The organism is Nitrospirillum guaranorum (assembly GCF_034653275.1).
In the GTDB taxonomy this organism is placed as follows: Bacteria; Pseudomonadota; Alphaproteobacteria; order Azospirillales; family Azospirillaceae; genus Nitrospirillum.
On the sequence record NZ_JAYEES010000003.1, the window covers coordinates 275,481 to 296,266 of the forward strand.

Annotated in this window: 14 protein-coding genes and 2 tRNA genes; 13 read left to right on the top strand and 3 right to left on the bottom strand. The window is 67.3% G+C overall.

Annotated features, from left to right (window positions below; genetic code table 11):
- Positions 1-58: 58 nt before the first annotated feature.
- The 4 genes from glpK to UAJ10_RS10105 all read left to right on the top strand — a co-directional run bounded on the left by glpK (position 59) and on the right by UAJ10_RS10105 (position 5,151).
- The gene (gene glpK, locus UAJ10_RS10090; RefSeq protein WP_322915251.1) at positions 59-1,549 is read left to right on the top strand and encodes a glycerol kinase GlpK; all 1,491 of its coding nucleotides are present in this window, start codon (positions 59-61) and stop codon (positions 1,547-1,549) included.
- A gap of 164 nt (positions 1,550-1,713) precedes the next feature.
- Positions 1,714-2,802 (top strand): retropepsin-like aspartic protease family protein, encoded by a 1,089-nt coding sequence (locus UAJ10_RS10095; protein WP_322915252.1) that lies wholly within the window; start codon positions 1,714-1,716, stop codon positions 2,800-2,802.
- A gap of 221 nt (positions 2,803-3,023) precedes the next feature.
- The gene (locus tag UAJ10_RS10100; RefSeq protein ID WP_322915253.1) at positions 3,024-3,965 is read left to right on the top strand and encodes a retroviral-like aspartic protease family protein; all 942 of its coding nucleotides are present in this window, start codon (positions 3,024-3,026) and stop codon (positions 3,963-3,965) included.
- Between the two features lie 97 nt (positions 3,966-4,062).
- Positions 4,063-5,151, top strand: a complete 1,089-nt coding sequence (locus UAJ10_RS10105; protein ID WP_322915254.1) for a retroviral-like aspartic protease family protein — start codon at positions 4,063-4,065, stop codon at positions 5,149-5,151.
- Positions 5,152-5,331: 180 nt separating this feature from the next.
- Here UAJ10_RS10105 and gltB read toward each other — a convergent pair whose 3' ends face one another.
- Positions 5,332-9,903, bottom strand: coding sequence for a glutamate synthase large subunit (gltB, locus tag UAJ10_RS10110; protein WP_322917304.1), 4,572 nt, complete (start codon positions 9,901-9,903; stop codon positions 5,332-5,334).
- A 21-nt stretch (positions 9,904-9,924) separates the two neighbouring features.
- Positions 9,925-11,373 carry an NAD(P)-dependent oxidoreductase gene (locus tag UAJ10_RS10115; protein ID WP_322915255.1) on the bottom strand — a complete coding sequence of 483 codons (1,449 nt, stop codon included), beginning with the start codon at positions 11,371-11,373 and terminating at the stop codon, positions 9,925-9,927.
- A 453-nt stretch (positions 11,374-11,826) separates the two neighbouring features.
- Between UAJ10_RS10115 and UAJ10_RS10120 the strand changes: the two genes are divergently transcribed.
- Positions 11,827-12,642 (top strand): undecaprenyl-diphosphate phosphatase, encoded by an 816-nt coding sequence (locus tag UAJ10_RS10120; RefSeq protein WP_322915256.1) that lies wholly within the window; start codon positions 11,827-11,829, stop codon positions 12,640-12,642.
- Positions 12,643-12,859: 217 nt separating this feature from the next.
- Here the strand turns inward: UAJ10_RS10120 and UAJ10_RS10125 are convergent, their stop codons facing one another.
- Positions 12,860-13,864, bottom strand: coding sequence for a complex I NDUFA9 subunit family protein (locus UAJ10_RS10125; RefSeq protein WP_322915257.1), 1,005 nt, complete (start codon positions 13,862-13,864; stop codon positions 12,860-12,862).
- Positions 13,865-14,163: 299 nt separating this feature from the next.
- On the opposite strand from UAJ10_RS10125, the gene UAJ10_RS10130 reads away from it, so the two are divergent.
- The 8 genes from UAJ10_RS10130 (at position 14,164) to hpf (ending at position 20,643) form a co-directional block, all read left to right on the top strand.
- Positions 14,164-14,250 (top strand) — tRNA-Leu (locus tag UAJ10_RS10130).
- 268 nt (positions 14,251-14,518) lie between these two features.
- Positions 14,519-14,605, top strand: a tRNA-Leu gene (locus UAJ10_RS10135).
- Positions 14,606-14,750: 145 nt separating this feature from the next.
- Positions 14,751-15,362, top strand: coding sequence for a ribonuclease D (locus UAJ10_RS10140; protein ID WP_322915258.1), 612 nt, complete (start codon positions 14,751-14,753; stop codon positions 15,360-15,362).
- Between the two features lie 230 nt (positions 15,363-15,592).
- Positions 15,593-16,390: an LPS export ABC transporter periplasmic protein LptC gene (lptC, locus tag UAJ10_RS10145; protein WP_322915259.1), complete on the top strand. Its 798-nt coding sequence runs from the start codon at positions 15,593-15,595 to the stop codon at positions 16,388-16,390.
- Entirely contained in the window at positions 16,387-17,433 is a 1,047-nt protein-coding gene (locus UAJ10_RS10150; protein ID WP_322915260.1) for an LptA/OstA family protein, read from the top strand. Before lptC ends, UAJ10_RS10150 begins: the two co-directional genes overlap by 4 nt.
- Positions 17,430-18,263 carry an LPS export ABC transporter ATP-binding protein gene (gene lptB / locus UAJ10_RS10155; RefSeq protein ID WP_322915261.1) on the top strand — a complete coding sequence of 278 codons (834 nt, stop codon included), beginning with the start codon at positions 17,430-17,432 and terminating at the stop codon, positions 18,261-18,263. The genes UAJ10_RS10150 and lptB overlap by 4 nt, the downstream gene beginning before the upstream one ends.
- Positions 18,264-18,324: 61 nt before the next feature.
- On the top strand, positions 18,325-19,860 hold the full coding sequence (gene rpoN, locus UAJ10_RS10160; protein WP_322915262.1) for an RNA polymerase factor sigma-54: 1,536 nt from the start codon (positions 18,325-18,327) through the stop codon (positions 19,858-19,860).
- A gap of 138 nt (positions 19,861-19,998) precedes the next feature.
- Entirely contained in the window at positions 19,999-20,643 is a 645-nt protein-coding gene (hpf, locus tag UAJ10_RS10165; RefSeq protein WP_322915263.1) for a ribosome hibernation-promoting factor, HPF/YfiA family, read from the top strand.
- Positions 20,644-20,786 lie beyond the last annotated feature (143 nt).

Consider the following 20,786-nt stretch of genomic DNA (forward strand, 5'->3'; position numbering starts at 1 on the left):
GTACCGCGCACGGGCGGCCGACCGCCGCGATAACAAGACCTTGAGGGAGGGGCCCGCCATGCCCGCCGACCTGATCCTGGCCATCGACCAGGGTACCACCTCCACCCGCGCCATCCTGTTCGACGACGCCGGCCGGCCCCTGGCCACGGCCCAGCGCGAGCTGCCGCAGCATTACCCCGCCGACGGCCAGGTGGAGCATGACCCGGAGGACATTTGGCGCGACACGGTGGCGGTTTGCCGGGGGGCGGTGGACAAGGCCGGGGTGGATGCCGCCCGCGTGGCCGCCATCGGCATCACCAACCAGCGCGAAACCACACTGGTGTGGGACCGCCGGACGGGGGAAGCCCTGCACCCCGCCATCGTCTGGCAGGACCGCCGCACCGCCGGCCTGTGCCAGGCCCTGCGCCGGGAGGGAGCGGAGGCCATGGTGAGGCAACGCACCGGCCTGCTGCTGGACCCCTATTTCTCCGCCACCAAGTTGGCCTGGATCCTGGATACCGTCCCCGGCGCCCGGGCGCGGGCCGAGGCGGGGGAGTTGGCCTTCGGCACCATCGACTGCTTCCTGCTGTGGCGCCTGACGGGCGGCCAGGTGCACGCGACCGACGCCACCAACGCCGCCCGCACCCTGCTGTTCAACCTGCAGACCCTGGACTGGGATCCGGAGCTGCTACGCCTGTTCGGCATCCCGGCGGCGGTCCTGCCCCGGGTGCTGGACAACGCCGGCGCCTTCGGCGTCGCCACCGCCGACCTGCTGGGCCGGCCCGTGCCCGTGCTGGGCATGGCGGGCGACCAGCAGGCCGCCGCCATCGGCCAGGCCTGCCTAGGCCCCGGCATGATCAAGAGCACCTATGGCACCGGCTGTTTCGCCCTGATGAACATCGGCGACACGCCGCGCCCGTCCAACCATCGCCTGCTGACCACCCTGGCCTATCGCCTGGACGGCCGCGCCAGCTACGCGCTGGAAGGGTCGATCTTCGTGGCGGGGGCGGCGGTGCAGTGGCTGCGCGACGGGCTGAAGCTGATCCCCGACGCGGCGTCGAGCCAGGGCCATGCCCAGGCGCTGGCCGACACCGGCGGCGTCTACCTGGTGCCGGCCTTCACCGGCCTGGGCGCCCCCTATTGGGATCCTGACGCGCGTGGCGCCATCCTGGGCCTGACGCGTGACAGCGGCATCAGCCACATCGTGCGCGCGGCGCTGGAGTCCGTCTGCTACCAGACCCGCGACCTGATGGACGCCATGGCGGCCGACAGCGGCTGCGCCCTGACAGCCCTGCGCGTGGATGGCGGCATGGTCGCCAACGACTGGCTGATGCAGTTCCTGGCCGACCAGCTGGACCTGACGGTCGAGCGCCCGGCCGTGACGGAGACCACGGCCCTGGGCGCCGCCTTCCTGGCCGGCCTGGCGGCGGGCCTGTTCCCCAGCCTGGGGGCCATATCCACCCTGTGGCGGGAAGAACGGCGCTTCGAACCCGCGGCCGACCCAGCGGCGCGGGAGCGCTTGTATGACGGCTGGAAACGGGCGGTGGGCCGGGTGCGGACGGCAGGCTGAGCGTTACTGGTCGTTGCACCGCGCTATCGCTTTACGCGCACATTTGCGACGATATTCTTATGCTGACAAATGCCAAGGATAGTATCGTGGCTCGTTGGGACGGACCGCCTTGGGGGCACGACCGTTACAGCGATGTGAACCCAACAGAGGATAAGGGGGCGGTGATGGGGATGGGGATTCGCACGTCGACGAAAATCCGCGCGGGCATATCGGCCCTGGCGCTGAGCCTTGCCGCCTTGGCCGCCCCCGCCCAGGCGGCCTCCTCCTGCAAGCTGGCCCAGGTCGCGGCCATTCCCCTGGAAATGGACGGCAATACACTGCTGGCCCGCGTCGCCATCAACGGCAAGCCTGTCCACATGCTGGTCGACACCGGGGCCTGGATGTCGGTGCTGAACCGGTCGTCGCTGGCCCCCTTGGGCCTGAAGGCGGTGGACGCCCAAGGCGAGATGATTGGCGTCGACGGAACCAGCCGGTTGCTGCAGACCACGATGGACAGCCTGGAACTGGGCTCTTGGCGTGGCCGTGATGTCCGCGTCTATGTCGGCGGCTATGGGTCCCTGGGGAGCGATACCGTCGGCGCCCTGGGCATGGACCTGCTGGAACGCTACGACATGGAGTTCGACCTGGGCCACAGCCTGCTGAACCTGTTCAAGCCGGAGAAGTGCGAGCAGGACGTCCTGGCCTATTGGTCGAACAGCTACAACGTCACCGACATGGACGACGTGCGCGGCAACCGCGCCCGCATCCGCGTTCCCGTGCTGGTCAACGGCCAAACCGTGCACGCCGAGCTGGACAGCGGCGCCAGCATCACCGTGCTGGATGAGGGGGTAGCCCGGCGCGTGGGCGTTGACGTCGTCGCCGGTGATGGCGCGAAAGCGGGGAACATGCAGGGCGCCAACGGCTATGCCATCGAAACCCATATCGGCACCTTCGACAGCTTCAGCATCGGCGATGAGACCATCCGCCATGCCAAGCTGCGTGTGACCGACCTCTACAACCGTGTGGGCACGACCTATGTCGGCAGCCGCCTGAGCACTTCGTACGGCGATACCGACATGTACCTGGGCGCGGATTTCCTGCGCAGCCACCGCGTCTATATCGCGTCCAGCCAGCGCAAGGTCTACTTCACCTACCAGGGCGGCCCCGTGTTCCAGGTGGTCGGCCCGGCACTGAGTTCGGCGGCCCGCGGCGTCCAGGCGGACGAGGAGACGGAGCCGTCCGCCGGCCCCGCCAAAAAGGCCCAAGGACAATAGCGACGGCGACCCATTTCCCGTCGGGGGCGCTTGATCCCCACACTGTTTGCGTGCACTCCTGTTGGCGCATAAATGCGAATACCGTTGGCTGACAGGGTGGGAAACGGATGCGCGTCATAACCAGGGCCGCACTTGCGGGGGCGGCGCTAGCAGGGTTCACCCTCGCGGCCCTGTCCATGATCGGTGGGGTGGGGACCGCCCGAGCGGCGAACACCTGCCAGATGATCAAGTCGGACAGCCTGCCGGTGATCATGGACGGCAACCAGCCGCTGGTGAAGGTGGAGGTCAACGGCCACCCTGTGTATTTCCTGGTCGATACCGGCGCCTCGCTCAGCATGATCCTGCGCAGCAAGGCGGAGCAGCTGGAATTGCCCAGTTTCAGTGGCCGCAACGGGACGCTGGTGGGCGTCGGCGGACGCAGCGACATCCAGGGCACCCGCATTAAAACCTTCACCCTGGGCAAACAGACGGTCACCGACATGCCCCTGAAATTGGCAGGGGAACGCAGCCTAGGCCGCGACGACGTCGTTGGCCTGTTGGGCGAGGACGTCTTCCGCAAGTTCGACGTGGAGATCGACTTGGCGAACAACGTCATCAACCTGTACCAGCCGCGCGGCTGCGACTCCGCCTTCCTCGGCTTCTGGTCGGAAAGCGCCATGACCGCCGACTTCCGGCCCCTGGACTGGCAGGCGCCCAGCATCGTCCTGGATGTCGCCGTGGGCGGCAAACCGGTCAGGGCCATTCTGGACAGCGGAGCGACCCATTCGGTCGTGTCCCTGGAAGCGGCCAGCCGCGCCGGCGTCACCCCCGACACACCGGGCGTGATCATGGCCGAGAAGAGCGAGGGCATCGGTGCCAAGCTCGTGCAGGACTGGGTGGGCGTCTTCGACGGTTTCACTCTGGGCGATGAGACCATCAAGCGCGCCAAGCTGCGCTTCGGCGACCTTTTCGGTAGCGGGACCCTTATGGAAACGGGGTCTCGGATCGCGCGCGCCGAGACAGGGCCGGAGATGCTGCTGGGTGCCGACTTCCTGAAGGCCCACCATGTCTTGATCGCCCACAGCCAGAACAGGCTGTACTTCACCTACAACGGCGGCCCGGTATTCCAGGTCACCGGCCCGGCCTTGCAGAGAGGCGGCGGCACACCGGCTTCGAAGGACTGACCCCGTCCCCGCCTTCACCGCATCCGTGTATGATCATCTGCGCTATGAGTAGCGCATCGCGGCGGGGGCCGGGATCGTTCGGGGGGAAGAGCTTTACATGATTTCACGTCACTCGCGTCGACGCCCGGCCCTTGCGCTGAGCGCTTGTGCCCTAGTCGCCGCCATGTGGTCGGCGGGCGCCTCCGCCGCGTCGTCGTGCAAGCTGGCCAAGGTCGGCGTCGTGCCCGTCACCATGGATGGCAACCAGCCGCTGATCAACGCCACCGTCAATGGCACGTCTGTGCATTTCCTGCTGGATACTGGGGCGGACAGCTCGATCCTCAGCCGTCCGGCCGCCACGCGCCTGAATCTGCACACCCACAAGACGGGCGGATTGCTAATCGGCATCGATGGGGCCGCGCCGTTGCGACGGACCACCATAGACACCCTGGAAATGGGGACCTACCGGGGCGAAGATATTCGAGTGCTGGTGGGCGGCGACAACGACGTCGGGGCTGGCGACGATGTCGTGGGCGTGCTGGGGATGGATTTCCTATCAGGACACGACTTGGAATTTGACTTCGCCCATAACCTGCTGAGCCTCTACAAGCCGGAAGGCTGTGACAAGGTGGAACTGGCCTATTGGACCAATTCATACAGCATGGTGGATATGGACGATAAATGGCGCACCCATGACTCCATCCGCCTAGTCATCACCGTGGACGGCCAGCCCCTTCACGCCTTTGTCGATAGCGGCGCCACCGTCAGCCTGCTGGACGCCAAGGCCATGCGTCGCTTGGCGCGTGACACAGCCGCCGTCGGGACGGGGCCAGAGGCGGACGCGACGCCGGGGGGCGCCATGCGAGGCCTCATCGGGCGATACATCCCGACCCTGATCAGTACGTTCGGAAGCGTTAACATCGGCGATGAAACCATCAAGAACGCCAAGATGCGCTACCTGGCGTACCAAGACAGCGCGGGCCAACTGGTGAGCGACCGCAAGCTGGATGATATCCTCGGCAGCAACATCGACATGATCTTAGGCGCCGATTTTTTGCGGTCCCACCGCGTCTACGTGGCTTTCAGCCAACGCAAAATCTACTTCACTTACGCCGGCGGCCCGGTCTTTCAAACCAAGGGCGAAGCCATGGTGCGCGACAGGCACGGCGACCGCCCGGCTGAACCGATGATCGAGTCCCAACAATAAGGGCCAGAAACAAAAACCGCCACCGGGAGCTATCCGGCGGCGGTCGCGTTTTCCGGGGGGCGGTGGTGGGCGCCGGTCGGCACCCCCGTGCCCCCTCTCCTTCGTCCCTCTTCGTGGGGCTCCCTTCGCGGGAGGCGCCCCGGCCCGAGGACCGGGGCGCCCAAAGGCGTGCTCGTTACCTTACTCCGCGCTGAGCGCCTGCGGCGGGACGACCGGCACCGCCAGTCGGTGCAGCATCTCCTTGGGCACGACCTGCCAGAAGTGGCCGCGCACCAGCGGCCAGTCGTTCAGCAGGGTCATGGCCCAACGGCTCTGTGTCCGGGCCACATGCTCCTCGATCAGGGACACCAGCATGTCCTCGTAATGCTGGACCTCGATGCGCTGGTAGATGACGCTGTCGGGGTTGATGTGCAGCGGCAGGGTGCCCGTCTGGTCGTAGACGAAGGCCATGCCGCCGGTCATGCCTGCCGCGAAGTTGTCGCCCACGCCGCCCAGGATGACCACCATGCCGCCGGTCATGTACTCGCAGCCGTTGGAGCCGCAGCCCTCCACCACCACGGTGGCGCCGGAGTTGCGAACGGCGAAGCGCTCACCCGCCTGGCCGGCGGCGAACAGCTTGCCGGCCGTGGCCCCGTACAGCACCGTGTTGCCGATGATGGTGTTCTCGTTCGACTTCAGCGGCGTGGCCGTCATGGGCCGGACGATGATGGTGCCGCCCGACAGGCCCTTGCCGACATAGTCGTTGGCGTCGCCGAACACCTCCAGGGTCAGGCCCTGGACCGCGAAGGCGCCCAGCGACTGACCGGCGGAGCCGCGCAGCCGCACCGTGCAGTGGCCGGGCTGCAGGCCGCTCATCCCGAACTTGCGGGTGATCATGGCCGACATCCGGGTGCCGATGGCGCGGTGCGTGTTCTGGACGTTGTAGGCCAGCTGCATCTTCTCGCCGTCGTCGAACAGCTGGCGGGCGTCGCGGATCATCTGGGCGTCCAGCGTGTCCGGCACCTCGTTGCGGCCCACCTGGGTGCAGTAGCGGGCGCTGTCGCCGGCCGGGTCGGCCTGGGCCAGCAGCGGGTTCAGGTCCAGGTCGTCCAGGTGCACGGCGCCGCGGCTGACCTGGTGCAGAAGGTCGGTACGGCCGATGACCTCGCGCAGGGTGCGGAAGCCCAGGCTGGCCAGGATCTCGCGCACCTCTTCCGCCATGAAGCTGAACAGGTTCACCACCTTTTCCGGCGTGCCCACAAACTTCTGCCGCAGGCTTTCATCCTGCACGCAGACGCCCACCGGGCAGGTGTTGCTGTGGCACTGGCGCACCATGATGCAGCCCATGGCGATCAGGCTGGCGGTGCCCACGCCGAACTCCTCCGCCCCCAGCATCGCCGCCATGACGATGTCGCGCCCGGTCTTCAGGCCGCCGTCGGTGCGCAGGGTGACGCGGTGGCGCAGACGGTTCAGCGTCAGCACCTGCTGCACCTCGCTGAGGCCCATTTCCCACGGCAGGCCCGCGAACTTCACGCTGGTCTGGGGCGAGGCGCCGGTGCCGCCGACATTGCCCGACACCAGGATGACGTCGGCGCCGGCCTTGGCCACGCCGGCGGCGATGGTGCCGATGCCGGAGCGGCTGACCAGCTTCACGCAGACCTTGGCGTCGGGGTTGATCTGCTTCAGGTCGTAGATCAGCTGCGCCAGATCCTCGATCGAATAGATGTCGTGGTGCGGCGGCGGGCTGATCAGCATGACGCCGGGCGTGCTGTGGCGCAGGCGGGCGATCAGTTCCGTCACCTTGAAGCCGGGCAGCTGCCCGCCCTCGCCGGGCTTGGCGCCCTGGGCCACCTTGATCTCGATCTCGCGGCACTGGTTCAGGTACTCGGCGGTGACGCCGAAGCGGCCCGACGCCACCTGCTTGATGGCGGAGTTCCAGTTGTCGCCGTTGGCGTCCGGCTTGAAGCGCGCCGGATCCTCACCACCCTCGCCGCTGTCGGACTTGGCGCCGATGCGGTTCATGGCGACGTTCAGCGTGCCGTGCGCCTCGGGGCTGAGGGCGCCCAGCGACATGGCCGGGGTGATGAAGCGCTTGCGGATGGCGGTGATGCTCTCCACCTCGTCCACCGCGACCTTGCCCTTCGACGGGCGGAAGTCCAGCAGGTCGCGCAACTGCAGGGGCGGGCGCTTGTGCACGCCTTCGGAGTAGCGCTTGAAGGTGGAATAGCTGTCGTTGGACACCGCCTGCTGCAGCAGGTGGATCAGGCCGCCTTCCCAGGCGTGGCGGTCGCCGCCCTTGCGGAACTTGTAGAAGCCGCCGATGGGCAGGGCCACGACCTCCTCGTTCCAGGCCAACGCATGCTGTTCCAGCACGTCCTTCTGGATGCCGACCAGGCCTAGGCCGGAGATGCGGCTGATCATGCCGGGGAAGTGCTCGGCCACCAGCGAGCGGGACAGGCCCACCGCCTCGAAGTTCAGGCCGCCGCGATAGCTGGAGACGATGGAGATGCCCATCTTGGACATGATCTTCAGCAGGCCTTCGTTGATGGCCTTCTTGTACCGCTCCAGGCACTTTTCAAGGGGCATGTCGCCGAACAGGCCGCGCCGCTGGCGGTCGGCGATGGCCTCCTGCGCCAGGTAGGCGTTGACCGTCGTGGCGCCCACGCCGATCAGCACGGCGACATAGTGCACGTCCAGGCACTCGCCCGCCCGCACGTTCACCGAGGTGAAGGTGCGCAGCTGCTGGCGGATCAGGTGGGTGTGGACCGCGCCCGTCACCAGGATCATGGGCAGGGCGGCGCGGCCCGGGCCCATGGCCTCATCCGTCAGGATCAGGTGGGTGGCGCCGCCGCGCACGGCGTCCTCCGCCTCCTGCCGCACGCGGCGCAGGGCGTCGGTCATGGCGAACTCGCCGCCCTCGGGATCGAAGGTGCAGTCGATCTCCGCCGCCGTGTCGCCCATGTAGCGGCGCATGGCGATGAATTCCGCCGTCGTCAGGACGGGGGTCTCCAGCTGCAGCAGGCGGGTCTGGCTGTCATCCTCGTCCAGGATGTTGCCCAGGTTGCCCAGGCGGGTCTTCAGGCTCATCACCCGCTGCTCGCGCAGGCTGTCGATGGGCGGGTTGGTGACTTGGCTGAAGTTCTGCCGGAAATAGTGGTGCAGGCCCCGGTAGCGGTCGGACAGCACGGCCAGCGGGCTGTCGTCGCCCATGGAGCCCACGGCCTCCTTCGCGTCCTCCACCATGGGGTGCAGGATGGTCTCCACATCCTCCATGGAGATGCCGTAAGCCACCTGGCGGCGGCGCAGCTGGTCGCGGCTGAGCTCGGCCGTGGCGGCGGGCGCCCCCTTCACCAGGTCGTCCAGCACCGTAATGTGGCGCACCCAGCTGCCGTAGGGCTTGCCGGCGGCCAGGGTGTCCTTGATCTCGCGGTCCTTGTAGAGGCGGCCCTCTGCCAGGTCCAAGGCGATCATCTGCCCGGGCCCGAGGCGGCCCTTTTCCTGCACCGAATATTCCTCGACCTTGGTCATGCCCGTCTCGGAACCGGCGATCAGCAGGCCGTCGCCGGTGACGACGTAGCGCATGGGGCGCAGGCCGTTGCGGTCCATGCCGCCCACGACCCAACGGCCGTCATACATGGCCAGGGCGGCCGGACCGTCCCACGGCTCCATGACGGCGTTGGCGTAGCTGTAGAGGTCGCGGTGGTTCTGCGGCATGGTTTCGCGGTCGGACCAGGCCTCCGGCACCAGCATGGTCTTGACCATGGGGGCGGAGCGGCCGGAGCGCACCAGCACCTCGAACACGGCGTCCAGGCAGGCGCTGTCCGACCCGCCGGCGGGAATGATGGGCTTCACGTCCTCGATCAGGTTGCCGAAGATCTCGTGACCCATGCGGGTCTCGTGCGCCTTCATCCAGTTGACATTGCCGCGCAGCGTGTTGACCTCACCGTTGTGCGCCAGCATGCGGAAGGGCTGGGCCAGCCACCAGGTGGGGAAGGTGTTGGTGGAATAGCGCTGGTGGTAGATGGCGAAGTTGGACTCGAAGCGCTCGTCCAGCAGGTCCGGGTAGAAGGACGTCAGCTGCTCGGCCAGGAACATGCCCTTGTAGATGATGGAGCGGCAGGACAGCGTGCAGATGTAGAAGTCGCTGATGCTCTCCGCCTTCACCGCCTTCTCGATGCGGCGGCGGATGACGTAGAGGTCACGTTCCAGCTGGTCTTCCGGGATGTTGCGCGGGTTGCCCACCATGATCTGTTCGATCTCGGGGCGGGTGGCGTTGGCCTTCTCGCCGATGATCTCGATGTTGATAGGAACCTGGCGCCAGCCATAGATGGTGTAGCCGAACTTCAGGATTTCCGTCTCGACGATGCAGCGGCAGCGCTCCTGCGCCTCCATGTCGGTGCGGGGCAGGAAGACCTGGCCGACGGAGATCAGCCCCTCGGGCGGCAGGTGGCCGCTGCGGGCCACGTGCTCACGGAAGAAGCTCTGCGGGATTTGCAGGTGGATGCCGGCGCCGTCGCCGGTCTTGCCGTCGGCGTCGACGGCGCCGCGGTGCCACAGGGCGCTGAGCGCCTCCACCGCCTTCTCCACGACGGAGCGGCGGGGCTTGCCGTCGATGGCCGCTACGAAGCCCACGCCGCAGGCGTCATGCTCCATCTCCGGCGACCAGACGTGCGCCGCTTCCAGGCGGGCGGCGCTGGCGCGGTAGCGCTCGACGAACTCGGCGCCGGTTTCGGTTCCATTGGAAATGGAAAGGGGGCTGCCGTTCTCGATCATCTCGCTCATCTTCAATCCCCCTTACTCGGCGGCCAGCGGCGCGGCGGCGGCGCGGGCGGTGATATGGTTATGGATGCCGGCGGCGGCGTCGCGGCCGTCGCGGATGCCCCAGACGACCAGGGAGGCGCCGCGCACGATGTCGCCGGCGGCGAACACGCCCTCCAGGTTGGTCATCAGGGTGCGCGGGTCGGCCATGACGGTGCCCCAGCGGCTGACCTTCAGGCCCGGCTCGCCGAACAGGGTGGGCAGCGGCTCGGGATCGAAGCCCAGCGCCTTGATCACCAGGTCGGCCTCCAGCGTGAAGGCGGAACCCTCGATGGCCTGCGGCGTCTGGCGGCCGGAGGCGTCGGCCACGCCCATGTGCATGCGGTGGGCGCGCACGCCGGTCACCTGGCGGTCGCCCAGGAAGGCGTCTGGCGCGGCCTGCCACACGAACTCCACGCCCTCTTCCTCGGCATGGGCGACCTCGCGCTGGCTGCCCGGCATGTTGGCGCGGTTGCGGCGGTACAGGCACTTCACCGACTTGGCGCCCTGGCGGATGGCGGTGCGCACGCAGTCCATGGCGGTGTCGCCGCCGCCGATGACGACGACGTTCTTGCCCTTGGCGTTCAGGCGGCCGTTCTCGAAATCCACCACCGTGTCGCCCAGGCCGGTGCGGTTGCTGGCGGTCAGATAGTCCAGCGCCGGGACGATGCCGTCCACGCCGCTGCCCGGGCCTTCCAGTTCACGCGCCTTGTAGACGCCGGTGGCGATCAGGATGGCGTCATGCTGGACGCGCAGCTGGCCCAACGTGGCGTGGCGGCCGACCTCGAAGCCCAGGTGGAAGACGACGCCGGCGTCGGCCAGCAGCTTGGCCCGGCGCTCCACCACCTCCTTCTCCAGCTTGAAGCCGGGGATGCCGTAGATCAGCAGGCCGCCCACACGGTCGTAGCGGTCGTAGACATGCACCTGGTAGCCCTTGCGGCGCAGTTGGTCGGCGGCGGCCAGGCCGGCGGGGCCGGCGCCGATGATGCCGACGCTCTGCGGCCGCTCACGCACCGGGGCGGCTGGCTTCACCCAACCGCGTTCCCAGGCGGTGTCGGTGATGTACTTCTCGACGGCGCCGATGGTGACGGTGCCGTGGGTCGACTGCTCGATGGTGCAGTTGCCCTCGCACAGGCGGTCCTGCGGGCAGATGCGTCCGCAAATCTCCGGGAAATTGTTGGTGGCCTGCGAGACCTCATAGGCCTCTTCCAGGCGGCCCTCGGCGGTCAGCTTCAGCCAATCGGGGATGTTGTTGGAGACGGGGCAGTGCACCTGGCAGAAGGGCACGCCGCATTGGGAGCAGCGCGAGGCCTGGGTGACCGCCTGGTCGTCCGCGAAGCGGGCGTAGATCTCATCGAAATCCTGCCGGCGCAGCGCGGGCTCGCGTTTGTCAGGCATCTGCTGGTCCGTGTGGACGAACTGGAGCATCTGCTGCTTCTGCGCCATGGCCTTGATCCTTCGTGCTCGGCCCCGACGGCCCGTGCGGTGGCCGTCGGAGATGTTCCCCGTCTCGCCCGCGCCGCGGCGAAGACCGCCGGGTCACGGGCTTGCGCACAAGCGGGTGCGCCGAGTTCATATAAGTCGTTACAACCCGTCGCTCCAGCACTTTTTTCACGTTAGGTCAGCTTATATGACCTATTGCGCCTCTGGCCGGTGACTCGGGTGTGGAAAAGCGGTGACCGCCCCATTCGCACCCGCAGTATATTGTACGCATATGTTTACCATATACAAATAAGCCGTTGATTTTGCCTGAACCACCAAAAGCGAATCCCGGTTGCGCGGCGGCACCTGTTTGCCCAAGCGGCTGTCGCGGCCCGGCGCGGCCGCTGCTATAAGCAGGCTGCCATCCAGCGGCCGGGTCCCGTCCGGCCGCCAATCGCCCCTAGACGTTGAGGCGCCATGTCTTTTTTGCAGACCCTGATCTTCGCGATCATCCAGGGCATCACCGAGCTTTTCCCCATCAGCAGCGTCGCCCACGGGGTGCTGACGCCCTTCCTGCTGGGCTGGGGCCTGGACCAGGCCTTCCTTAAGGAACACTTCCTGCCTTATCTGGTGATGCTGCACCTGGGCACGGCGGCGGCCCTGCTGGTGTTCTTCTGGCGCGACTGGATCAACCTGCTGGCGGGCGTGATCAAGGGCGGCCCGGACCGCCGCGTCCTGGCCCTGCTGGTGGTGGGCACCATCCCCGCCGCCATCCTGGGCCTGGCCTTCGAGAAGGTGCTGCGCGCCGCCTTCAGCGACCCGGCCAACGCCGCCATCTTCCTGATCCTGAACGGCTTCCTGCTGTTCTTCGGCGAGCGGCTGCGCGGCCGGGGCGAGCGCACGCTGGCCGAGCTCAGCTTCGTCCAGGCCCTGCTGATCGGCCTGGCCCAGTCCCTGGCCCTCATTCCCGGCTTCTCCCGCTCGGGCGCCAGCATGGTGGCCGGCTTCTGGGCCGGCCTGAAACATGAGGAGGCGGCGCGCTTCTCCATGCTGCTGGCCACCCCCATCATCGCCGGCGCCAGTCTGCTGGTGGTACCCAAGATGCTGCGCCAGGCCGAGGGCGACGTGATCCAGAGCGCGCTGGTCGGGGGCGTCGTGTCCGGCGTCTGCGCCCTGGTCGCCGTCTGGGCGCTGATGCGCTGGTTCAAGCGCAACGAGATCGACGCGATGCGCCCCTTCGCCTTCTACTGCTGGGCCCTGGGCGCCGTCGTGCTGGGGATGGTCTACATCTAAGAAGTGGGCCGCCCCGAATCGGCCAGCGAAAAGGGCGCCTCCCATGCCGGGAAGGCGCCCTTTTCATGAATGTCTGGAGCTCATACCAGCGGCATGAGCTCCATGCCGCTGTAGGATGCGACCGCATCCGCCGCAGGTTTACGGGGAGCGAAGCGGACTGGAAACCGAGGAAGCCAAGCCGCCGGATGGCGGCGCCCGGCACCTGAGGGACACTTAATCAATAGTGCGTGCCGTGGGCGTCGATCTTGGTCAGCGCCGGCAGGGACGGGCCCTGCCGATGGCTGTCGTAGCGGCCGGCCAACTGGAAGCGATCCAGATAGGTCGGCAGGATGACCTCGGCGGCGGTGGGCGTGACCCCCAGGTCGGCCAGGCCCGGCAGCGTGCCGGACAGGACGTTGTCGCTCTTCAGCAGGGTCACCTGGTCGCGGGTCAGCGGCTTGCCGGGCACCATCTCCAGGAAGGCGGCCTGCAGGCTGGCCAGGCCCCAGGGCACGGACACCAGGCGGGTCTTGCGGCCGGTCAGGTCCAGGACCAGCTGAATCAACTCGCGGAAGCTGTAGGCGCGGGGACCGCCCAGCTCGAAGGTCTTGCCCTCGGCACCGGCGCGGGTCACGGCACTGATGATGGCGTCGGCCACGTCACCGACGTAGACGGGCTGGAAGCGGGTGGCGCCGCCGCCGATCAGCGGGACGAAGGGCAGCGTCTTGGCCATGCCGGCGAAGCGGTTGAAGAAATTGTCCTCGGGCCCGAAAATCACGCTGGGGCGCAGGATGGTGGCCTCGGGGAACACGGCGCGAACCGCCTGCTCCCCCGCCGCCTTGCTGCGGGCGTAGGCGGAACGGGAGTTGGCGTCGGCACCCAGGGCGGAGACATGCACCAGGCGGGCGACATCGGCCCCCTTGGCCAGGCGGGCGATGCGGCCGGCGGCCTCGGCATGCACCAGGTCGAAGCGCTGGCGGCCGCTCTCGGCCAGGATGCCCATCAGGTTGATGACGACGTCGGCGCCCTGGATGGCGCGGGCGACGGAAGCGTCGTCGGCGATGTCCACGGCCATGGGGACGATCTGGCCCACGGCGCCGTTCATCTTGAGGAAGGCGGCCTCGCCCGGGTGGCGGGCGGGCACGCGGATGACGCAGCCCGTCTTGGCCAGGCGCCGGATGACATGGCGGCCGATGAAGCCGGCCCCGCCGAACACGGTGGCGATACGAATGCTAGTGCCCATCCTCTTAGACCCTCTGCCCACTAAACGAATGACCCGCCGGACCTGTCGGTTCCGGCCATCCGCGCACGCGGGCGCGGTGACCGGGGCCGGCGGCGGCCGAAGACCCAAGCTTATAGCGAAGCCGGCGGGCGAGGGCTAGGCGCTTGGAATGCAAGGAAGCGGACGCGCCCATGCGCGCGCTCACGCGTGCGGGACGGCGCGCCGGACGCCCTTACCTGGCCCCCTTCCCAAAAACCAAAAAAGCCGAAAGAAGAGTATTGACAGGCCCCGGCCATAATCGTACTTAGGCGGCCCGCGCTGCCCAGGTGGCGGAATTGGTAGACGCGCAGGTTTCAGGTACCTGTGGCAGAGATGTCGTGGAAGTTCGAGTCTTCTCCTGGGCACCAATTACAGCGCGGGTTCAACGCAGGGCCGTCGTGTTCCAAATGGAACCGGCGGCCCGCGGCGTTTCTGGGGCCGGCTGACGCACCCAACGGCCCCATCCTTCCCGTTGAATACCTGCCGGATTGCCTCCCCCTACCCACCCCGAGCGCGGTCGGCGTCGCGCACGGGGTGGGTCTTGGCGCTTGGGTGTCCCCGTCAAAAAAATTCAACGACGCCAAAAGAAGGGTGTTGACAGGCCCCGGCCATAATCGTAATTAGGCGGCCCGCGCTGCCCAGGTGGCGGAATTGGTAGACGCGCAGGTTTCAGGTACCTGTGGCAGAGATGTCGTGGAAGTTCGAGTCTTCTCCTGGGCACCAATTCAGCGCGGGTTTAAGGTCGCAGGGCCGCCGATGTTCCGATGGAACGCCGGCGGCCCGCGGCGTTTCTGGGGTCCGCTTTCGTGGGCGCCTTGGCGCCGGCGGGCCTTCCTCGGCAGCCTCTCCAGCATGAAGGACCGGTTTGATGCCCATCGATCTCTATGACGGCGATTTGCCCGACGGCCTGGACCTGGGCCCGGTGGTGGCCATCGACACCGAAACCATGGGGCTGAACCCGCACCGCGACCGCCTGTGCCTGATCCAGCTGTCGTCCGGCGACGGCCGCTGCCACCTGGTGCAGCTGCGCCAGGGCCAGTACGACGCCCCCAACCTGAAGCGCCTGCTGACCAATCCGGAGCAGCTGAAGCTGTTCCACTTCGCCCGCTTCGACGTCGCCGTCCTGAACAAGTACCTGGGCGTCGTGACCGCCCCAGTCTACTGCACCAAGATCGCGTCCAAGCTGGTGCGCACCTACACCGACCGCCACGGTCTGAAGGATCTGTGCCGCGACCTGCTGGGCGTGGAGCTGTCCAAGCAGCAGCAGTCGTCCGACTGGGGTGCGGAGGAGCTGACGGCCGAGCAGCTGAAGTACGCCGCCTCGGACGTGCTGTACCTGCATGACATCAAGGCGAAGTTCGACGCCGTGCTGGCCCGCGAGGGCCGCACCGAGCTGGCCGAGGCCTGCTTCCGCTTCCTGCCGCACCGCGCCCTGCTGGACCTGGGCGGCTGGGACGAGCCGGATATTTTCGCCCACTGAGGCGCCTGCTGGGGAAGGTGCAGGCCGCCTTCCCCCGTCCGCCCATCCCGCGCGGGCGTGCCGCATGGGTGGGTGGCGCGCCGTCCCCCTGGAAAAAGGGACGGCGTATGACGATTTGACCGTGGAATCCAGGCTCAGTTAGATTGGGCCTCAACTGGTGGCGCCTCAGCTGGTGGCGGTGGCCGCCGGACATGCCCGCGCCACAATTGGCGGCCAAACCCCGTGGAACCATGACCCTGCCTCCCCCTACAGAAAACCCCGGCGCCGACACCGGCGACGCGGGCGGGATTCGGCAGCCGGCACCCCCGGCCGGTTCCGCGCCCCCTTCCGGCCGCGCCCCCGACCAGCGCGGCCAGGAGCAACGGGGGCGGGGCGCCAGCGCCCGGCACACCCGCCGCGTCAATCAGGCCAAGGTGGTGTTGCCCACCCTGGCCGGCCTGACCATCGCCGCCATCGCGCTGTGGCCCTTGATCAAGGAAACTACCAACCCCCGCCCCGCCGACCCCGGCACCGGCCAACTGGAAATGCTGGACGCCCATTTCCTGGGAACGGACAAGACCGATCGGCCCGTGGAAGTACGTGCCGACCGGGCCATGCAGGAAAGCAATCAGGACAACCTGATCGATCTTGTTTCGCCCGAGGCGGAGATCACGCTAAAGAATGGGCAGTGGGTGACCCTGAATGGGGACACCGGGCGGTACGACAAGCAGTCTGGCCACCTGACGCTGGAGGGGAGGGTCACGCTGTTTCACGACCACGGCTATGAGTTCACCACCGACAAGGCGGAAGTGGACACCAGCAAGAACATCGCCTGGGGCAATGCGCGCGTGGCCGGCCAGGGCCCGTTCGGCGACATCGACGCCGGCGGCTTCCGCATGACCGACAAGGGCAGCACCATCGTCTTCACCGGCAAGGCGCGCCTGCGCCTGGTGGAGAAGGAGCACCACGCCGACGGCGCCGCGCCCGCCGGCCCCATCCCCGCACCCCCCACCACGGCACCGTCGCGGACCGGAGGCAAGAAACCTTGAGTATCCGGTTCACGAAGACGGTCCCGGCGATGCGGACCCTGATGCTGGGCGGCCTGGCGGTCGCGGCCACGGCCCTGGTCGCCCTGGCCCCCTCCTCCCGCGCGGAGGAACCGGCGGAGGCCAAAGCCGCCGCCGGAAAGCCCGCCGCCGAAAAGCCAACCAAGGCCAGGAAGCCTGCGGCCGCCCCGCCGGCGCAGAATCCGGCCATCCCCGGCGAGCCCGGCCTGTTGCCCTTCACCCCCGCCGAGGTGACGGCCTCGCCCCCGGGCGCCATCGACATCACCTCGGACGAGACGATGGAATGGCATAACGACCAACTGGCCGCCGTGGCCCGGGGCCATGTCATCGTGACGCGGGGGGAGGACACCCTGCACTGCGACACCCTGGTGGTCTATTATCGCAAGACCAAGGACGGCTCGACCGAGATGTACCGCATGGCGGCCGACGGCCAGGTGGTCATGACCTCGCCCAGCCAGCAGGCCTTCGGCGATCATAGCGTGTACGACGTGGACCAGGATGTCACCGTGCTGACGGGCGACCATCTGCACCTGGTCACGCGCAGCGATACCGTCTATGCCCGCGACACCTTGGAATATTGGCGCCAGCAGCAGTTGCTGGTCGCGCGCGGCAACGCCATCGCCATCAACGACAAGGGCGACCGCATCCGCGCCGACGTGCTGGTGGGCATCATGGAAGAAAACGCCGCCAAGCAGCTGGAGATGACGCGCATGGATGCCAAGGGCAACGTGCTGATCGTCACCCCCAAAGATGTCGCGCGCGGCACCGAGGGCACCTATAACGTGAAGACGCGCATCGCCATCCTGACGGGCGATGTGAAGCTGACCCAGGGTCAGAACCAGGTGAACGGCCACAGGGCCGAGGTCAACAACGCCACGGGGGTCAGCCGCATGCTGCCCGACGAGACCGTCAAGGGTGGGCGCGTGCACAGCGTGCTGATACCCAAGAAGTCCGATCAGCCGGCCACCCCTGGCGGGTCCAACCCCGCCGGTGCCAAACCCACCGGCGGCGGAGCGCAGCCATGAGCAAGACTTCCGAACCCGCGAAGGTGCCGGCGGCGCCCCTGGTGGCGCCCCCCGGGGCGCCCAAAGAATCCAAGTCGGGAGGCCCGCGCCTGGTGTCGGACAACCCCAACAGCGGCCTGACCGCCACCAAGCTGGGCAAAAGCTACAAGGGCCGCCCCGTGCTGCGCGATGTCAGCGTCGGCGTCCGCCGGGGCGAGGTCGTGGGCCTGCTGGGCCCCAACGGCGCCGGCAAGACCACCAGCTTCTACATCATGACCGGGCTGATCATGCCCGACTACGGTACCATCACCCTGGATGGGCTGGAGGTCACCGACCTGCCCATGTACCGCCGCGCGCGCCTGGGCATCGGCTACCTGCCGCAGGAGGCCTCGATTTTCCGCGGCCTGACGGTGGAAAACAACATCCGCGCCGTGCTGGAGGTGGTGGAGCAGGACCGCGACAAGCGCGAAGCCACGCTGGACGAGCTGCTGGCCGAGTTCTCCATCAGCCATCTGCGCCGCACCTCGGCCCTGGCCCTGTCGGGCGGTGAGCGCCGCCGCGTGGAAATCGCCCGCGCCCTGGCGTCCCAGCCCAACTTCATCCTGCTGGACGAACCGTTCGCCGGCATCGACCCCATCGCCGTCAACGACATCCGCGAATTGGTCAGCCATCTGCGCGAGCGCGGCATCGGCGTGCTGATCACCGACCACAACGTCCGCGAAACCCTGGACATCGTTGATCGCGCATACATTCTTCACGATGGTATGGTATTGATGGAGGGTGAACCGTCCGAGATCGTGGCCCACAAGGACGTGCGCCGCGTATATCTTGGCGAACGGTTCAGTCTGTAATTAAGTATAAGCGCGTTCTGCGCAATTTCATTTCGGGCCACTGTTCTTATTCGGGCGGGTGATGGCGCTTCAACAACGCCTTGATCTTCGGCAGACCCAGGCGCTGGTGATGACTCCCCAGCTGCAACAGGCGATCAAGCTGTTGCAGCTGTCTAACCTGGAGTTGGCCGACTACGTCGATCGCGAGATGGAGCAGAACCCGCTCCTGGAACGCGATGATGGCGACCGTAACCGCGATCCAGCCCCCGATGGGGTGGATCGGGAGGAGGTGGTCGCGCGCGCCGACGACCTGCCCGTCCGCGACACGGCCGACCTCACGTCCTCCGACCACATGGGCTCCTCCAGCGACGCGCCGCTGGACACGGACTTCGAGAACGTCTGGACCAATTCCAGCGCCGTCGACATGGCGGCCGACGGCGTGGGCGAGGGCGGCGAGGCCTTCGGCAACTGGTCGGGCCGCGGCGGCAGCTTCGAGGATGACGAGAACTCGTTCGAGCAGACGCTGTCCGGCAGCGTCTCGCTGCGCGACCACCTGACCGAACAGATCACCATGGACATCGCCGATCCCCTGGATCGGATGGTGGCCTTCGCCCTGATGGATTACCTGGATGAGGCCGGTTATTTCACCGGCGACATCGCCCTGGTGGGGGATCAGCTGGGGTGCACCGAATCGCAGGTCGTTTCGGTGCTGGAACGGTTACAGCGCCTGGACCCCGTGGGCATTTTCGCCCGGTCGCTGAAGGAATGCCTGGCGCTGCAGCTGCGGGAGCTGGACCGGCTGGACCCCTGCATGCAGGCCCTGCTGGACAACCTGCCCCTGCTGGCCGCGCGCAACGTGCCGGCCCTGCTGAAGGTCTGCCAGGTGGATGCCGAGGACCTGGCCGACATGGTCGGCGAGATCAAGGCGCTGAACCCCAAGCCGGCCCTGGCCTTCGATCATGAGCCGGTGCAGACCGTGGTGCCGGACATCGTCATGCGCGCCCAGCCCGGCGGCGGCTGGCTGGTGGAGCTGAACAGCGACACCCTGCCCCGCGTGCTGGTCAACCAGCGCTACTACGCCCGCATCCAGGGGGCCGCCCGGAACAAGCAGGACAAAGAGTATCTGACCGAACAGTTCCAGTCGGCCAGCTGGCTGGTCAAGTCGCTGCATCAGCGCGCCAACACCATCCTGAAGGTGGCGACCGAGATCGTGCGCCAGCAGGACGCGTTTTTCCTGCACGGCCTGCAGTTCCTGCGCCCCCTTATCCTTCGGGATATAGCGGAGGCGATCGGCATGCACGAATCCACCGTCAGCCGCGTCACGACCAACAAGTTCATGGCCACGCCCCGTGGCCTGTTCGAACTGAAATACTTTTTCACATCAGCCATTTCCGGGGCGGACGGCCAGGCCGCGCACTCGGCCGAGGCGGTGCGTTACCGCATCAAGGTGCTGATCGACGCGGAAAAGCCGGACGAGATCCTTTCGGATGACCGCCTGGTCGAGATCCTTCGGGATGAGGGGATCGACATTGCACGGCGGACGGTCGCCAAGTATCGTGAAGCCATGAAGATCCCTTCCTCAGTCCAGCGTCGCCGGGAGAAGGCCCTTGGGATCTGAACCATGCGCCCGATGGATGGCGCATGACGGCTGGCCTTCCCAGCAGCAAAAGGCCGGCCGCGGGCTATTGTAAAGGCCGACGGCAAGGCACCACGCCGCCGCCACTCCTGGCTTCCAACCAAGCGAGACGGACAGGCCATGCATATAATCGTCAAAGGCAAGCAGCTAGACGTTGGCGAGTCCCTGCGCACCCATGTCGAGACCACACTGACGGGGTTGGTGGAGAAATATTTCAGCAGTCCGCTTGAGGCGACCGTCGTGCTGTCGCGCGAGGCGCATCTCTACAAGGCGGACATCCAGGCGCATGTGGGCCGCGGCATCCTTCTGCAAGCCTATGCCGAAGCCACGGAACCCTACCCCGCCTTCGATGAGGCGGCGGAGCGCGTCGCCAAGCGCCTGCGCCGCTATAAGCGCCGGTTGCGCGACCATCACCAGCGCGTGCACGGCGAGGCCGAGGCCGCCGTGCCCGCCCGCAAATACATCATCAACGCCGATGCCCACGACGACGAGGCCGATGAAGGCGGTCATGGGGCCGGCAGCCACAACGGGCACGCGGTGAACGGCAACGGCGCCGACCACCACCCCATGATCATCGCCGAGATGCAGACCAACATCGACATGCTGACGGTCAGCGAGGCGGTGATGCGCATGGACCTGGCGGACCTGCCCGCCCTGCTGTTCCGCAACCGGGCGCATGGCCACCTGAACATGGTCTATCGCCGGCCGGACGGAAACGTCGGCTGGGTCGACCCCTCCGATGGCAAATCCGTGGCCGCCAACTGATCGGAACCCACTGATCAGGATAAGCTTCCGGAGCTATCCCCGCCAACCTTGGCCCCATTGACCTAGGGACGGGGATAGCCGAAGCTTGGAACCGGGGGTTGGGCGGAAAAGTTTGGTAAACCTTTCCGCCCTATAACACTTCA

Coding starts and splice junctions, on each gene's coding strand:
- glpK (WP_322915251.1), top strand. CDS start 59: ATGCCCGCCGACCTGATCCTGGCCATCGACCAGGGTACCACCTCCACC.
- UAJ10_RS10105 (WP_322915254.1), top strand. CDS start 4,063: ATGATTTCACGTCACTCGCGTCGACGCCCGGCCCTTGCGCTGAGCGCT.
- lptC (WP_322915259.1), top strand. CDS start 15,593: ATGACCCTGCCTCCCCCTACAGAAAACCCCGGCGCCGACACCGGCGAC.
- UAJ10_RS10100 (WP_322915253.1), top strand. CDS start 3,024: ATGATCAAGTCGGACAGCCTGCCGGTGATCATGGACGGCAACCAGCCG.
- rpoN (WP_322915262.1), top strand. CDS start 18,325: ATGGCGCTTCAACAACGCCTTGATCTTCGGCAGACCCAGGCGCTGGTG.
- UAJ10_RS10140 (WP_322915258.1), top strand. CDS start 14,751: ATGCCCATCGATCTCTATGACGGCGATTTGCCCGACGGCCTGGACCTG.
- UAJ10_RS10125 (WP_322915257.1), bottom strand. CDS start 13,864: ATGGGCACTAGCATTCGTATCGCCACCGTGTTCGGCGGGGCCGGCTTC.
- hpf (WP_322915263.1), top strand. CDS start 19,999: ATGCATATAATCGTCAAAGGCAAGCAGCTAGACGTTGGCGAGTCCCTG.
- gltB (WP_322917304.1), bottom strand. CDS start 9,903: ATGATCGAGAACGGCAGCCCCCTTTCCATTTCCAATGGAACCGAAACC.
- lptB (WP_322915261.1), top strand. CDS start 17,430: ATGAGCAAGACTTCCGAACCCGCGAAGGTGCCGGCGGCGCCCCTGGTG.
- UAJ10_RS10115 (WP_322915255.1), bottom strand. CDS start 11,373: ATGGCGCAGAAGCAGCAGATGCTCCAGTTCGTCCACACGGACCAGCAG.
- UAJ10_RS10120 (WP_322915256.1), top strand. CDS start 11,827: ATGTCTTTTTTGCAGACCCTGATCTTCGCGATCATCCAGGGCATCACC.
- UAJ10_RS10095 (WP_322915252.1), top strand. CDS start 1,714: ATGGGGATGGGGATTCGCACGTCGACGAAAATCCGCGCGGGCATATCG.